This is a genomic window from Comamonas sp. JUb58, from assembly GCF_004364775.1.
GTDB lineage: Bacteria > Pseudomonadota > Gammaproteobacteria > Burkholderiales > Burkholderiaceae_C > Comamonas.
In genome coordinates this window covers 1-15,174 of record NZ_SOAL01000023.1, presented here as the reverse complement: position 1 = coordinate 15,174, position 15,174 = coordinate 1, and the positions used below count along the sequence as shown (strand labels likewise).

Sequence of the window (15,174 nt, the reverse complement as noted above, 5' to 3'; positions counted from 1 at the left end):
AGAGCATATGTTGAAGAAATCCCTGTCTGCCCTGAGCCTGGCCGTGCTGGCCATGTCCGCCCAAGCCCACCAGATCTGGCTGGAGCCTGCCGGTGCAGACCATGCGGTGGTGCTGCGCTTTGGCGAGTTTGGCGACAACCTGCGCGAAGCATCCCCCGGCCTGCTGGACCACTTTGGCAAGCCCCAGGGCGTGCTGATCAACGCCAAGGGCGAGGAAAAGGCCGCTGCCGGCAACAAGACCGCCAATGGCTTCACCTTGCCGTTCAACGTCCAGGACGGTGTCTCCATCGTCGCTGAAGATGCCAACTACCCGCTGTCCAAGTTCAAGCGCGATGGCAAGGATGTCACCAACTGGTACCACCCCGCTGCACGCCTGGTCACCGGCTTTGCCGCGCAAAAGCCCAAGCTGGCGCTGGACCTGACCCCGACCGGCAAGGACGGTGAGTTCAAGGCCACCTTCAAGGGCCAGCCGCTGGCCAAGACCCAGGTCGCCGTGGTCACCCAATCGGGCTGGATGAAAGAGGGCCACACCGATGCCCAAGGCCTGGTGCATTTCGACCTGCCATGGCAAGGCCAGTACGTGGCCGAGATCAAGCACAACGACCGCACGCCCGGCGAACGCGCTGGCGAAAAGTACGACGGCGTGAGCTATGTGACCTCGGTTACCTATGTGAAGCCTGAAGGCGTGGCTCCCGTGGCTGCTGGCCCTGTGGCAACGCCCAACCCGGCCAAATGACCAGCCAAGTGCTGAGCGGCGCCTTGCGCGCCGCGCTGGCCAAGGCCTGCCAGGTCGGCCCGCTGCTGTCGCGCATCGTCGCCGCCATTGGCGGCGGCTACGCGCTGGCGGCCGTGGCCAGCGTGGCCGTGCTGGCCTTGCCCATGGCCAAACCCCAGGCCGTGCTGGCCGGCACCATGGCCAGCTTTCTGGTCTACACCGGCGCGGTGATCTGGGTGTTTGCGGTGCGTTCGGCCACCCGTGCCTGGGTGGGGCTGCTGCTGGCCGCGGTACCGCTGCTGCTGGCCGCCTGGCCGGTATGGAATGGAGTGACTCCGGCATGACTGCCATTGATAAAAAAGATAGCAAACCGAGCAAGCCAGCGGTACGCGGCATTCGCCAGACCATGTCCGACCTGCACATCTGGGCCGGGCTGCTGGTGGGCTGGATTCTGTATGCGATGTTTCTCACCGGCACGGTGAGCTACTTCAAGGAAGAGATTTCGCAGTGGATGCGGCCCGAGCTGGCCCACCAGGCCGTGGTGCCCGATGCTGCCGAAGTGGCACCGCGCGTGGCGCAGGTGCTGGAGCAAGTGGCCCCTGGCAGCAACCAGTGGAGCCTGGGCATGCCCGATGCGCGCAACAACGTCGTGAGCGCGTTCTGGCGCATTGCCAAGCCCGAAAAGGGCGAGCGCGGCTTTGGCAGCGCGGTGTTCGATCCGCAGACCGGCCAGAAGGTAGCCGGCCGCGAGACCGTGGGCGGTGAGTTCTTCTACCGTTTCCACTTCCAGTTCCATTACATGCCCGTGCTCTGGGCCCGCTGGCTGGCCAGTTTCTGCGCCATGTTCATGCTGGTGGCCATTGTCAGCGGCGTGATCACGCACAAGAAGATCTTTGTCGACTTCTTCACCTTCCGCTGGGGCAAGGGCCAGCGCTCCTGGCTGGATGCGCACAATGCGCTGTCGGTCTTCGGGCTGCCTTTCCACGCGATGATTACCTATACCGGCCTGGTCACCTTGATGGCCATGACCATGCCCTGGGCCGGCAGCGCCGCCTTCAAGACCCAGGCTGAGCGCCAGGCCATGCAAAGCGAGCTGAGTTCGTTCATCCCAGCAGGCAAGCCCAGTGGTGTGGCCGCGCCGCTGGCCCCCTTGGGCGACATGGTGCGCCAGGCCCAGCAGCGCTGGGGCGAGGACCGCATTGGCCGCGTCACCGTCAACAACGCCGGCGATGCCTCGGCGCGCGTGATCGTCACCTATGGCGATTTCGAGCGCGTGTCGATCAGCCCCAAATACATGCTGTTCGAGGGCAGCACCGGCAAGCTGCTGGAGGTCAAGGATCAGGTTGGCGCAGCGGCCGAGACGCGGGGCGTGCTCTATGCCCTGCACCTGGGCCGCTTTGGCGACAGCACCGTGCGCTGGCTCTACTTCCTCACCAGCCTGGCGGGCACGGCCATGGTCGGCACCGGCCTGGTGATGTGGACCGTCAAGCGCCGCACCAAGTTGCCCAATCCGGACAAGCCTTACTTTGGCTTCTGGCTGGTGGAGCGGCTGAACATTGCTGCGATTGCCGGCCTCAGCATTGGCATGGCCGCCATGCTCTGGGCCAACCGCCTGTTGCCGCTGGGCATGGAAAAGCGCAGCGACTGGGAGATCCACTGGTTCTTCATCCTCTGGGGTGCCAGCCTGGTCTGGGCCATGCTGCGGCCAGCCAAACGCGCCTGGGTGGAGCTGCTCTGGGCCGGTTGCGCGGCACTGGCCTTGCTGCCGGTCCTCAATGTGCTGACCACTGACCGTCCGCTGTGGCGCAGCTTGGTCGAGGGTGACTGGGTGTTCAGCGGGCTGGAGCTGACCTTGCTGGCGCTGGCCGCGCTGCATGCCTGGCTGGCGGTGCGCACCTGGCGCCACAAGCCCAAGCTCAAGCCGCAGCGCCAGGCGGCGCCACGGCAAGCGCCTGCCGCCCGTGCTGCTGATAGTGGCGCCGTGGCTGCCAATGCTGCCATTGCGTCCGATCTGCAGGAGGCCCGGCCATGAACCACCTTGCCATTCAACTGGTATCGCTGCCGGCGTTTGCACTGCTGGCGCTGGCCATGGACCGCCACCAGCTCGACCTGTTTGGCCGTGAGCTGCCACCCGGCCAGACCCGGGGCCTGCGCCTGGCCGGCTGGCTTGCGTTGCTGGCCTCGCTGGCCATCGCAGTCGGGCTCAAGGGCTGGTCGCTGGGCCTGGTCACCTGGTGCGGCCATATCTCGCTCAGCGCCGCCATCGTCATCCTCACGATGCTGGCTTGGGAACGCCGCAAATCTGTAAAAAAGTGAGACGCCAGGCGGGTTGGAGGCCCGTCTTGCATCATTTCGTCTTGGACCCTGCCTACAATCGTGCGATGCCGCTAGTAATAAATCTATAAAGCGGATTACTAACAGATTGAACGGAAGGGGAGGCGGTTTGTCACGTGTCTTAGCAACCGAAGCCGAGGTGGTGGCGCTGTCACCGGATGCCTCTTCCACCAAGGCGGCACAAGGGTTGAAGAACCCCAGCAAATGGCCCAGCCTGGGCTGCAACGAAACGGCAGCCTGGGGCGAATGCCAGGGCAGCGGCTCCAAGCCCTACCAGACCCAGGTTGATCTGAGCGGGCCCTCCTTCAAGTGCTCTTGCCCGAGCCGCAAATTCCCCTGCAAACATGGCCTGGCGCTGATGCTGCTGCGCGCTGCCGGCCAGGTGGCTGACAATGCCGAGCCGCCCGCCTGGGTCAGCGCCTGGCTGGACAGCCGCGCTGAAAAAGCCGAGAAAAAAGAAGCCAAGGCCGCCGCCATTGCTGCTGCGCCGCCGCCCGATCCCGAGGTAATGGCCAAGCAACAGGCCAAGCGCGACGACAAGCGCTGGGACAAGGTGGCCGCCGGCATGCAGGAGCTGCAGCTGTGGATGCAGGACATGCTGCGCAACGGCCTGGCCAACCTCTCGGGCGACCACCAGGCGCGCCAGCACTGGAACACCATGGCCGCGCGCATGATCGATGCGCAGGCCAGCGGCATGGCCGCCCGCATCAAGGAGGCCTGGGAGCTGGTGGACAGCCACCCGCAATGGTCGCGTGACCTGCTGGTGCAGCTGGGCCACTGGCAGTTGCTGGCCGATGCGGTGGCACGCCGCGATGCCCTGAGCGCCGAGACCCGTGCCGATGTGATGGCCGCGCTGGGCTGGCCCATGGACAAGGCCGAGGTGCAGGCGCGCGGCCAGGTGGTGGCCGATGACTGGCGGGTCGTAGGCCTGCGCCAGATCGAGCGCGAAGGCCGCTTGCTGGAGCGCCGCGTATGGCTGCAAGGCCAGCAGAGCGGGCGCATCGCCTGGCTGCTGGATTATGCGCAAGGCGGCCGGGGTTTTGAGACCGCCTGGGTGCCGGCGCAATGCTACCGGGGCAGCCTGCATTTCTACCCCGGCCAGGCGCCGCTGCGCGCCATTGCGGGTGCTGATATCGAACTGCTGGCGCCCGGCGCCGGCGCCCCTTTGGGCGAGGCCGCATGGCGCGATGCCTTGGCGCAGCTGAGCCAGCGCATTGCCGCCAACCCCCTGCAGGCGGTGCAGCCGCTGTGGTGCGGCCAGGCGCGTTTGCAGGTCAGCGCGGGCCAGTGGTATGCCGTCTGGCCGCAAGGGGACGCGGCCGCCGCGCTGGTGCCGCTGGCCGTGGCCGATGACCATGCCTGGCAACTGCAGGCGCTGGGTGGTGGCTCTCCGATGGCGCTGTTTGGCGAATGGGAAGGCGGCCAGCAGTCAGGGCGCTGGCGCCTGCTCAGTGCCTGGCAGGCGGGCGATGGCCAGGCGCCTTGGACCAACATCTGGCAGAACCGGGGTGAAGTGCTGTGAGCCATGCAAATCTTTGGGCTGCGTTGCAGCAATCGGCGCTGGTGGGTGCCGAGCGGCTGGCGCTGCCAGCCATCTTTAGCCAGGGCATCGACCGCACGGCGCCGGCCAGCCAGCAAGCGCTGCAGGCGGCGCTGCTGCTGCCGGCAGACAGCAAGGCGGTGCAGCTGCTGCGCGCCACCGCTGTGGCTGCGGTGCTGGAGCGCGCCGGTTGGCGCCCCGCAACGCCCGCTGCGACGGCGCTAGCCGCAGCCTTGCCGCCACCGGCGGCTGAATCGCGCCCGGCGCCCCAGGGCGATCAGCTGTTGCGGCTGCTCGGCGAGGTGCTGCAGGGCCATGCGCCCGAACTGCTGGCACTGGCCTTGGCCAGCCTCGATGCGGCCGGCCAGCGCCTGCCCTATGCGCTGCTGGTGGATGCGCTGCACCAGGGCCGCCAATCGGTGGAACTGCGCCAGTGGCTGACCCCGGTGCTGGGCGAGCGCGGCCGCTGGCTGGCCGCACAGAACCCGCAGTGGGCCTATGCGCATGGCGTGCAAGAGACGGCCGATGCCGAGCAGATCTGGCAGGAAGGCTCGCTGGAGCAGCGCGTGGCCTTGCTGCAGCAGCAGCGCGCCACCGACCCGGCAGGCGCCCGCGCGCGGCTGGAGGCCAGCCTCAAGGAACTGGGCGCCCGCGAGCGTGCGCCCATGGTGCAGAGCCTGGCGCGCGGCCTGTCGGCAGACGATGAGGCCTTGCTGGAAAAGCTGCTGGGTGACCGCAGCAAGGAAGTGCGCGAGTCGGCCGCCAGCCTGCTGGCACGCCTGCCGCACAGCCCGCACAGCCAGCGCATGGGCGCCGCGCTGCAGGCCATGCTGAGCCAGGATGCCAAGGGCGAGTGGCAGATCGAGCCGCCGCAAGAGGGTCACAAGGACTGGGAGCGCGACGGCGTCACTTTGCAGCCGCCCGCCTATATCAAGGGCCATCGCGCCTGGTGGCTGCAGCAGCTGGTAGAGCTCACGCCCCTCGATTTCTGGCACCGCCATCTGGAAAAGACGCCCGAGCAGCTCTGGGAATGGAGCCGCCGCAGCGACTGGAAAAGCGCGCTGCGCCAGGGCTGGATCGCGGCGCTGCGTGCGCAGCGCGATGTGCGCTGGCTGCCGCTGATCCAGAGCATGGAGAGCGACTCGCGCAGCAGCGATGTGCTGCCGCTGCTGATGGCCGAACTCAGCGCCGAAGAACGCGAAACCCAGTGGCTGGCCCAGCTGCAGGCCAAGCTGGGCAAGAGCGCCTTCATCGAGGCCATCCACCGCATTGACGAGAGCATGGAGCGCACCGCCTTGCTGTCGCCTGCGATGTCCCGCTGGTTGCTGGAGGCCTTGCTCAGCACCTTGCAGGCGCGCCAGCCTGCCGGCAACTGGCACAGCTGGCAGGCCGACCATGCGATTCTGGCCTGCGCACGCCGCCTGCAGGAGGGCGACCTGGAGCGCTTTGCGCAGCTGTGGCGCGCGCCACGGGCGCCAGTGCCCGCCGAGCCCACGGCGACTGAAGACGCCGCTGCGCTGGTGGTGCCCGAAGGCAGCAGCGAGGCCGACATCGCCAAGCTCAAGCAGGAGCAGCAAGCGCGCCTGGAGCGCTCGCGTCTTCGCCCCTGGGATGACGAGCAGGTGCTCACCCAACTCAACCGCATTGTCGATCTGCGCCTGGCGCTGCAAGCGGCCCAGCCCGCCTGATGGCGCCCACCCCGAACCTTTTGATCTCTACCGGAAGCACACCATGAGCCAAGTACTACGCCAGCATGCCGAGCAGCAATTTGCCGAAGAACTAGATGCCCTGCAAAAGGCCGATGACCGTCCGCGTCCGCCCAACTGGAAGCTCTCGCCCTGGGCCGTGCTGCAGTACCTGATGGGCGGCAAGCTGAGCAATGGTTTTGAGGTGAGCGCCAAGTACATCGGCAGCCCACGCCTGATGGAGATTGCCGTCTCGACCCTGGCCACCGACCGCGCACTGCTGCTGTACGGCGTGCCCGGCACGGCCAAGTCCTGGGTGTCCGAGCATCTGTCGGCGGCCGTGAGTGGTGACTCGACCATGCTGATCCAGGGCACGGCCGGCACCAGCGAAGAGCAGTTGCGCTACGGCTGGAACTATGCTCAGCTGCTGGCCCATGGCCCCTCGGAAAATGCGCTGATCCCCAGCCCGCTGGTGCATGCGATGAAGCTGGGCAAGATCGCCCGCATCGAAGAGCTGACCCGCATCCCCGCCGATGTGCAGGACACCTTGATCACCGTGCTGTCCGAAAAGACCTTGCCGGTGCCCGAGCTCTCGACCGAGTTCCAGGCCGTTGCCGGCTTCTCGGTGATCGCCACGGCCAACAACCGCGACAAGGGTGTCAACGAGCTGTCGAGCGCCTTGAAGCGCCGCTTCAACACCGTCGTGCTGCCGGTGCCGGCCTCGCAGGACGAGGAGGTGCAGATCGTCACCAAGCGCGTGGGCGAGCAAAGCCGCGCGCTGCAGCTGCCTGCCGAGGCACCGGCGCTGGAAGAAGTGCGCCGCGTGGTGCAGATCTTCCGCGAGCTGCGCAATGGCCAGACCGAAGACGGCAAGACCGTGCGCATCAAGTCGCCCAGCTCCACCTTGTCGACCGCCGAAGCGATCTCGGTGATCAACAGCGGCATGGCACTGGCCGGCCATTTTGGCGATGGCGTGCTGCGTGCGCACGATGTCGCCTCCGGCCTGCTGGGCGCCGTCATCAAGGACCCGGTGCAGGACAGCGTGGTCTGGAAGGAATACCTGGAGACCGTGGTCAAAGAACGTGCCGAATGGAAAGACCTGTACCGCGCCTGCCGCGAGCAAATCTAAGCCGCTGACACCGTTCTTCTTCTGCCCCCGACAACGCTGACGAGCCCATGGCCACTTCTGCTGACAACGTCCATTTCTTTGGCATTCGCCACCACGGCCCGGGCTGTGCGCGCAGCCTGGTGCAAGCGCTGGCGCAACTGCAGCCCGACTGCCTGCTGGTGGAAGGCCCGCCCGAAGGCGAGGCCCTGCTGCCCATGCTGCGCAGTGCCGAGCTGCGCCCGCCGGTGGCCATGCTGGTGTACATGCAAGACGAGCCCAGCCAGGCGGCGTTCTACCCCTTTGCCGAGTTCTCGCCCGAGTGGCAGGCGCTGCAATGGGCGAGCGAGCAAGGGGTGGCCACGCGCTTTATCGACCTGCCCCAAACCCATGCGATGGCCCAGGACTGGGCACGGCGCCAGGCACTGAAAAAGCCGGAGCCTGCGCAAGACGTGGACGGGGAAGAGGGCGAGGACGATGCGGTGGCGATAGCGGAGGAGGCGCCTGTCGATGCCGCCGAGGCCAGCGCCGACACGGCCCCGGTGGCGGATGTGGACAGCGATGCCGGCGAACCCCCTGCAGCCCCGCAAGCGCCGATGCGCGACCCGCTCGACTGGCTGGCCCATGCAGCCGGCTTTGAGGATGGCGAGAGCTGGTGGAACCGCCTGGTGGAAGAACGCGGCAACAGCGAAGCGCTGTTTACCAGCATCAACGAGGCCATGACGGCGGTGCGCAGCGAGTTGGGCGACGAGGGCGAGGCCTGGCGCGGCCCCCACTATGTGCTGCGCGAGGCCCAGCGGGAGGCGCATATGCGCCAGTGCATCCGTGAAGCAGTTAGGGCCGGCTACCAGCGCATTGCCGTGGTCTGCGGCGCCTGGCATGTGCCCGCCCTGCAGCAAAGCACCACCGCCAAGGCCGACAGCGCCGTGCTCAAGGGCCTGCCCAAAGCCAAGGTGCTGGCGACCTGGGCGCCCTGGACCTACCGCAACCTGGCCAGCCGTAGCGGCTATGGCGCAGGCGTCACCTCGCCGGGCTGGTACGAGCATCTCTGGCAGTGCTACCGGGCCGATGCGGCCTTGGCACAGCAAGCGGCAGAAGGCCTGGCCGTACCTGCCCGCAGCGCGCGTGATGCCGCCACCTTGCGCACCGCAGGCTGGCTGACCCGCGTGGCACGCCTGCTGCGCGACAAGGACCTGGACTGCTCCAGCGCCCACATCATCGAGGCCACCCGTTTGGCCGAAGGCCTGGCTGCCATGCGTGGCCAGCCGATACCGGGGCTGCAGGAGATCAACGAGGCCATCGTCACGGTGGTCTGCATGGGAGAGACCGCGCCGCTGAACCTGATCGACGACGAGCTCACCGTCGGCCATGTGCTGGGCACCGTGCCCGCCGATGTGCCGCAGGTGCCGTTGCAGCGCGATATCGAGCAGCAGCAGAAATCGCTGCGCATGAAGCCCGAGGCGGCCAGCAAGCTGCTGGCCTTGGATCTGCGCAAGGAAACCGACCTGGCGCGCAGCCATTTTCTGCACCGCCTGCGCTTGTTGGGCATTGGCTGGGGCACGCGTGCGGTCGATGCACAACGCAACCGTGGCACCTTCCGCGAGAGCTGGCAGATGCAGTGGGAGCCGGAGCTGGCCGTGCGCATCATCGAGGCCAGTGTGCATGGCGCCACCGTGGCGCAGGCCGCCACCGCACGCCTGCGCGCCAGCCTCTCGCCCGATACCCCCTTGCCCGAGATTGCGCAGGCGATTGATGACGCGCTGCTGGCCAATCTGCCACAGCTGGTCGAGTCGCTGATTGAGACCCTGGCCGAGCGCGCGGCCACCACCGGCGATGTGGCGCAGCTGCTGCAGGCACTGCCGCCGCTGGCCAATGTGTACCGCTACGGCAGCGTGCGCCAGACCGATACGGCCTTGCTGGCCACGGTCATCGATTCGCTGGTGCTGCGCGCCGCCATTGGCTTGCCAGTGGCCTGCATGGCGATGGACGAAGAGGCCGCTGCGGCGATGAAGGGCAAGGTGCTGGCCGCGCACGAGGCGCTGCGCCTGCGCGGCACGGAGGCCCAGGCCGCTGTGGATGCCTGGCGCGCTGCGCTGCGCAGCCTGGCGATGGGCGATGCCGCTGCGGCCTTGCTGCGCGGCATGGCCTGCCGGCTGCTGCTCGATGAGCATCTGCTGGAAAGCGCCGAGGTGGTGCTGCAGTTCAACCGCAACCTGTCCTTGGGCGCGGCGCCGCTGGATGTGGCCGCCTGGCTGGATGGCTTTTTGAACCAGCAGGCACTGGTGCTGCTGCACGACGAGGCCATCTGGGGTGCCGTCGATGCCTGGCTGGCCGGGTTGGGCGAAGTGCAGTTTGCGCAGATTTTGCCGCTGGTGCGGCGCAGCTTTGCCAACTTCAGCAAGCATGAGCGCCAGAGCCTGGGCGACAAGGCCCGGCGCGCGCCGGTGGCCGGTGCGGCTGTGCCTGCCGCCGCCTTGGCGCTGGGCGATGGGGATGCACCCTGGGACGAGGCGCGCGCCGTGCTGGCCTTGCCACTGCTCAACACCTTGCTGGGGCTGGAGCTGCCACCCGATTTGCTGGCGCAGATCACCGCTGCCTCGGCCCCCCGCAACGACGCCCCCACGCTGGAGTGATGACGATGACGAATGCCACCCATCCCGCGCCAGGCCCGGCGCAAGACGATAGCCAAACCCTGGCAGCCGACGCGGCAGAGGCGCTGCAGCCGACCACCCGCTTGCAGCGCTGGCGCATGGTGCTGGGCAGCCCGGCCGATGCCAGCTGCGGAACCGTGGGCGGACGCCTGCAGGAGATGGACCAGGCGCTGGCCGCGCTCTACGAGGGCGACAGCCAGCTCGGTTCGCGCAAGGGCGGCCGGGGCAATTCTTCGCCCTCGGTGTCGCGCTGGCTGGGCGATATCCGCAAGTACTTTCCGAGCCAGGTGGTGCAGGTGATGCAGCGCGACGCGATGGAGCGCCTGCAGCTGCGCGAGCTGCTGCTGCAGCCCGAGATGCTGGAGAACGTGCAGCCCGATGTGCACCTGGTCGCCAACCTGATTTCGCTGGGCTCGGTCATCCCGCAAAACACCAAGGCCACCGCGCGCCTGGTGGTGCGCAAGGTGGTGGACGAGCTGATGAAAAAGCTCGAAGAGCCGATGCGCAGCGCCGTGGCCGGCGCGCTGGACCGCAGCCAGCGCAACCGCCGTCCGCGCCATGCCGAGATCGACTGGAACCGCACGATACGCGCCAACCTGCGCCACTGGCAGCCGGAGTACAAGACCATCGTCCCCGAAACCTTGATCGGCTACGGCCGCAAGGCGCGCCGCCCGCAGCGCGAGGTGATTCTGTGCATCGACCAAAGCGGCTCCATGGCCAACTCGGTGGTCTACTCCAGCATCTTTGGTGCGGTGATGGCCAGCCTGCCAGCGGTAGCTACCAAGCTGGTGGTGTTTGACACGGCCGTGGTGGACCTGACCGAAAAGCTCGACGACCCGGTCGATGTGCTGTTTGGCGTGCAGCTGGGCGGTGGTACCGACATCAATGGTGCCGTGGGCTACTGCCAAAGCCTGATCAGCGAGCCGCGCAACACCATCCTGGTGCTGATCTCGGACCTGTACGAAGGCGGGGTAGAGTCAGGCCTGCTGCGCCGCGCCAATGAGCTGGTGGAGTCCGGTGTGCAGTTCATCACCTTGCTGGCGCTGAGCGACGAAGGTGCCCCCGCCTATGATGCCGCGCTGGCCGCCAAGCTGGCCGCTTTGGGCGTGCCTTCCTTTGCCTGCACGCCGGATGCCTTCCCGCAGCTGATGGCCGCTGCGATCCGCCGCGACGATGTAGCCGCCTGGGCGGCGACCCAGGGCTTCAAGACCAGCCAGTAGCCTCCAAAAGCAGCCAACGGCGGCCAGAAAAAAGCCCTGCGGTGCAGGGCGGTTGGAGTAAACGGAGAGGGGTTCGTGGAGACGTTCAGCGGCCCAGCGAATCGGGCAGCGGAAAGCCGGTGATGCGCTTGGCGCGCGGCGGCGCATAGGTGCGCACCTTGGAGGTCTTGAGGCCCAGGCGCACCAGCGATTCGGCGATCGTCACCGCTGCGGCCACGCCATCGACCACGGGCACGCCGGTGCGGCTGCGCACCTTGTCTTCCAGCTCGGCCATGCCGCCGCAGCCCAGGCAGATGACCTCGGCATGGTCTTCTTCAACGGCCTTGGCCGCCTGCTGCACGATGGCATCGACCGCGCGCTCGGGCTGGCTCTCCAGCTCCAGCACGGCCATGCCGCTGGCGCGCACCGAGGCGCAGCGCGCATCCAGGCCGGCCAGCTTGAGCCGGTCTTCGATCAGCGGCACGGCGCGGTCCAAGGTGGTGACCACGGCGTATTTGTGGCCCAGGAACATGGCGGTCGATGCCGCTGCCTCGGTGATGTCGACCACAGGCACTTCCAGCAGCTCTTGCAGGCCTTCGCGGCCATGCTCGCCGTAGCCGGCCTGGATGACGGCATCAAAGGGCTGGTCGTAGCGCATCACCGCATCCATCACGCCGACAGCGCAGAGGTAGCTTTCAAAATTGCCCTCCACCGATTCGGCGCCAAAGCGCGGGGTGAGGGCGACGATCTCGGTGCCTGGCGATGCGGCCCGGCGCGCCTGGGCGCCAATGGCCTCGGTCATGCTCTCGGTGGTGTTGACGTTCACGATCAGAATGCGCATGCAAAAAACTCCGTCTCAATGTTGGGCATGGTTCACGGCAATGGCCTCGCCGTCCTGGTCTTCGTAGTGCTGGCCCTTGGGGGTCAGCAGCCAGTAGAACAGGCCGCCGAGCCCGGCCGCAATAAACCAGGAGAAATGGGACACCGACTCCAGCGCCGGCAGGAAGGCGAACAGCAGCGCAATCAGGGCCGAGGGCACCAGGGCCTGGATGGCGCGGCGGTTGACACCGTTTTCGTAATGGTAAGGGCCGTTGCGGTCATCGCTGTAGAGCGCAGGCACATGCACGCGCTCCTTGCGGATCAGCCAGTAGTCGGCCATCACGATACCGAACAGCGGGCCCAGGAAGGAGCCCAGACCGCCCAGGAAATACAGGATCACCAGCGGCGAATCGTAGAGGTTCCAGGGCAGGATCACAAAGCCGAGGATGGCGCTGACCAGCGCAGCGCGGCGGAAGTTGAGCTGGCGCGGCAGCAGGTTGGCCAGGGCCAGCGCGGGGGCGACAAAGTTGGCCATCAGGTTGACGGCGATGGTCAGGATCAGCAGCGACAGGCTGGCCAGAATCAGCAGCGGCTTGTTGGGGATCTTCTCGACGATGTCGGTGGGGCTCAGGATCAGGGTGCCATCGATGGCCAGTTGGCCGCCGGTCAGCACGACGACGATCAGGCCGAAGATCAGCATGTTGATGGGAATGCCCCAGAAGTTGCCCTTGACCACGGCGCTGCGCGAGGTGGCGCCCCGGGTGAAGTCACAGAAATTGAGCACAAAGGTGCCGTAGATGGCGACCCACAGCGAGGCTGCACCCATGATCTGCACCCACATGGCACCACCGGTGCTGGGCTTGGGCGCCGTCCATTGGATCTTGCCGCCCGAGCTGTACAGCACCCAGCCGGCCAGCGCGATGAAGGTCACCAGAATCACCGGGCCGGCAAAGGCCTCGTACTTGCGGATGCTCTCCATGCCCCAGCAGGCGATCATCGTCTGCACCACCCACAGCAGGCTGAAGCTGATCCAGCCGAGCACCGGCAGGCCCAGCACCTGGTGCGCGAGCAGCGCCTGCAGGCTGGGGAAGAGGGTGATCAACAGCACGTCGAGCACCTTGGAGGCCAGGTAGGTCTGGATGCCAAACCAGGCAATCGCAACACCGCCCCGGATCAGCGCCGGAATCTGCGCGCCCCGGGTGCCAAAGCTGATGCGGCTCATCACCGGAAAAGGCACGCCCGTCTTGGGGCCCATGAAGCCCGACAAGGTCAGCAGCACAAACAGCAGGCCGGCGCCCATCATCAGCGCCGTCAGAATCTGCCAGCCGCCCAGGCCCAACGCAAACAGGCCGATGGCAAAGGCGTAGTTGCCCAGGCTGTGCACATCATTGGCCCAGAGCGTGAACAGGCTGTAAGCGCCCCAGGATCGGCTGTCTTTTTTGGTGGGAGCCAGGTCCTTGTTGTAGAGCGAGGGGCATACGCCGGCGGGCAAGTCGCCGCCATCGGCGGGCCGCTGCTGGGCGGGGTTGAAGGCAAAGCCTGCGTTCTGGGTTGCTGCAAGATCGGTCATTGACATCCTTGGATCGGGCGCATCCAGGTGCGCCTTATTAACGGCCTTGCGGCCGGCATTGTCTCGTCATGTGCGCGGGTCCATGCATGGCATGTGCAGCAGAAAATCAGGGCCTCAATGGCTATGCTTTGTGTGCACATATGCATACATTAAGTGTATACAAAACGCCTGAAAATGAACTAGGGCCAACCCTGGGTTGGCTTACATCCGCCACAAAACTGCAAATCGAAATCTTCTATGTGTTAGATTAAAACTAACTATTAATCATTTTCGATTGGAGATTGCATGTCCGGAAAGCCAGCAGCTCCAATAGATGACAAGGTCAAATATGCGCGAATCATCACCGGCTCCAGGACGGTCCTGATAGGTAGCCAAGGCGGGGTGGCGTGCTCCGTCTGCCCGGGTGGCGAGGCAGTCGGCAATCCTGTCAATCCGCAGCTGGGCGCCAAGGTTCTGTCTGGCTCATCGGATCTGGACTTCGCCCTTCCCGGCGCCATGCCCCTGGTCTGGCAGCGCCAGTACAGCAGCTATGTCAACGCGCAGCATGGCGGCCATTGCGGGGTGCTGGGCTACGGCTGGGGGCTTCCAATGGATCTGCGCATCAAGGTGGAAGCAAGCGCCACTCTGCTGCACGACAGCCAGGGCCGCACGATCACCTTTGATGCGCTGGTAGCAGGGGAGTCGATCTACAGCCCCAGCGAAGATATCTGGCTGCTGCGCTCTGGCTGGCATCCAGGCAATCTGACGCACGATCTTGCGGCCATGACCGGGCCCGCCAAGTTCACTGAGGCAGGCGCAGCAGATAGCTTTGAAGCCCCACCTCCGCGTAGCCAGCAGGCGCCCTTGTGGTGGCGGGGGCGCTTCTCCTGGATTCGGCGCGATATGGCCTGCGGGGATTTGATGATCCTGGCGGCCAATGGGAGCGGAGATACCGTCTGGGTGTTTGGTCCGGCGAACTGGCAGGCGATTGAAGCGGCGCGCAAAGTTATCTATGAACAGAAGACCGCAGGCAAACCGGTCACGGTGACCGAGCCGGATATCGATGCAAACTGGATTTTGCTGGGCAAGGTGGACCGGCTGGGGCGGTCCCAGCGCTACCACTGGACCAAGGTGCTGGGCCAGGAGCGAATCACCACCATCGACGATGGCGTAGGCAGGGGCTACCAGCTGCACTACACGCAAGCCATTGCAGCGCAAGACGCCCAGCACTTCCACCACAAGAGCACTGACACCGACGACCACGAAGACGAGCACTTCTTCTGGCAGGCCGACAGCGGCGTGCGATTGTCAAAGGTAGACCTTTATCGCGACCCTTTGGCACCCATGCTGCAGACCAATCCCACTACCTTGGTGCAGTACAGCTACAGCGAGCAAGGGGACCTCACTTCCGTCACCAACCGCCACGGCCAGGTCGTGCGCCGCTTTGCCTGGCGCAACCACTTGATGATTGCCCACCAGGAGCGCGGCGGGCCGGAGCACCACTATGCCTATGACCGATATGAGCCAGGCGGGCAAGCCATCGAGCAACGCAACCAGGAAGGCCTGGACTACAAGTT

12 protein-coding genes are annotated in these 15,174 nt (G+C 66.2%); 10 read left to right on the top strand and 2 right to left on the bottom strand.

Annotation, left to right across the window (positions count from 1 at the left end; all coding sequences use genetic code 11):
* Positions 1 to 7 precede the first annotated feature (7 nt).
* The 9 genes from EDF71_RS21085 (at position 8) to EDF71_RS21045 (ending at position 11,250) form a co-directional block, all read left to right on the top strand.
* The gene (locus EDF71_RS21085; RefSeq protein ID WP_133858513.1) at positions 8 to 736 is read left to right on the top strand and encodes a DUF4198 domain-containing protein; all 729 of its coding nucleotides are present in this window, start codon (positions 8 to 10) and stop codon (positions 734 to 736) included.
* Positions 733 to 1,059, top strand: a complete 327-nt coding sequence (locus EDF71_RS21080; protein ID WP_133858512.1) for a DUF3649 domain-containing protein — start codon at positions 733 to 735, stop codon at positions 1,057 to 1,059. The genes EDF71_RS21085 and EDF71_RS21080 overlap by 4 nt, the downstream gene beginning before the upstream one ends.
* The gene (locus EDF71_RS21075) at positions 1,056 to 2,747 is read left to right on the top strand and encodes a PepSY-associated TM helix domain-containing protein (protein ID WP_133858511.1); all 1,692 of its coding nucleotides are present in this window, start codon (positions 1,056 to 1,058) and stop codon (positions 2,745 to 2,747) included. The genes EDF71_RS21080 and EDF71_RS21075 overlap by 4 nt, the downstream gene beginning before the upstream one ends.
* Positions 2,744 to 3,031 (top strand): DUF3325 domain-containing protein, encoded by a 288-nt coding sequence (locus tag EDF71_RS21070; RefSeq protein ID WP_133858510.1) that lies wholly within the window; start codon positions 2,744 to 2,746, stop codon positions 3,029 to 3,031. The genes EDF71_RS21075 and EDF71_RS21070 overlap by 4 nt, the downstream gene beginning before the upstream one ends.
* Positions 3,032 to 3,158: 127 nt before the next feature.
* Positions 3,159 to 4,571 (top strand): SWIM zinc finger family protein, encoded by a 1,413-nt coding sequence (locus EDF71_RS21065; RefSeq protein WP_133858509.1) that lies wholly within the window; start codon positions 3,159 to 3,161, stop codon positions 4,569 to 4,571.
* Positions 4,568 to 6,277 (top strand): DUF5691 domain-containing protein, encoded by a 1,710-nt coding sequence (locus tag EDF71_RS21060; RefSeq protein WP_133858508.1) that lies wholly within the window; start codon positions 4,568 to 4,570, stop codon positions 6,275 to 6,277. Before EDF71_RS21065 ends, EDF71_RS21060 begins: the two co-directional genes overlap by 4 nt.
* A 43-nt stretch (positions 6,278 to 6,320) precedes the next feature.
* The gene (locus EDF71_RS21055) at positions 6,321 to 7,403 is read left to right on the top strand and encodes an AAA family ATPase (RefSeq protein WP_133858507.1); all 1,083 of its coding nucleotides are present in this window, start codon (positions 6,321 to 6,323) and stop codon (positions 7,401 to 7,403) included.
* A gap of 47 nt (positions 7,404 to 7,450) precedes the next feature.
* A complete protein-coding gene (locus EDF71_RS21050) occupies positions 7,451 to 10,012 on the top strand; it encodes a DUF5682 family protein (protein ID WP_133858506.1) in 2,562 nt (853 codons plus the stop codon).
* Positions 10,013 to 10,128: 116 nt separating this feature from the next.
* Entirely contained in the window at positions 10,129 to 11,250 is a 1,122-nt protein-coding gene (locus tag EDF71_RS21045) for a VWA domain-containing protein (RefSeq protein ID WP_243854390.1), read from the top strand.
* An 85-nt stretch (positions 11,251 to 11,335) separates the two neighbouring features.
* Here the strand turns inward: EDF71_RS21045 and EDF71_RS21040 are convergent, their stop codons facing one another.
* Positions 11,336 to 12,070, bottom strand: coding sequence for an aspartate/glutamate racemase family protein (locus tag EDF71_RS21040; protein ID WP_133858504.1), 735 nt, complete (start codon positions 12,068 to 12,070; stop codon positions 11,336 to 11,338).
* 15 nt (positions 12,071 to 12,085) lie between these two features.
* Positions 12,086 to 13,618 carry an NCS1 family nucleobase:cation symporter-1 gene (locus tag EDF71_RS21035; RefSeq protein ID WP_133858503.1) on the bottom strand — a complete coding sequence of 511 codons (1,533 nt, stop codon included), beginning with the start codon at positions 13,616 to 13,618 and terminating at the stop codon, positions 12,086 to 12,088.
* Between the two features lie 285 nt (positions 13,619 to 13,903).
* Between EDF71_RS21035 and EDF71_RS21030 the strand changes: the two genes are divergently transcribed.
* Positions 13,904 to 15,174: DUF6531 domain-containing protein (locus EDF71_RS21030; RefSeq protein WP_243854385.1), on the top strand; the 1,271-nt coding region annotated here is incomplete at its 3' end.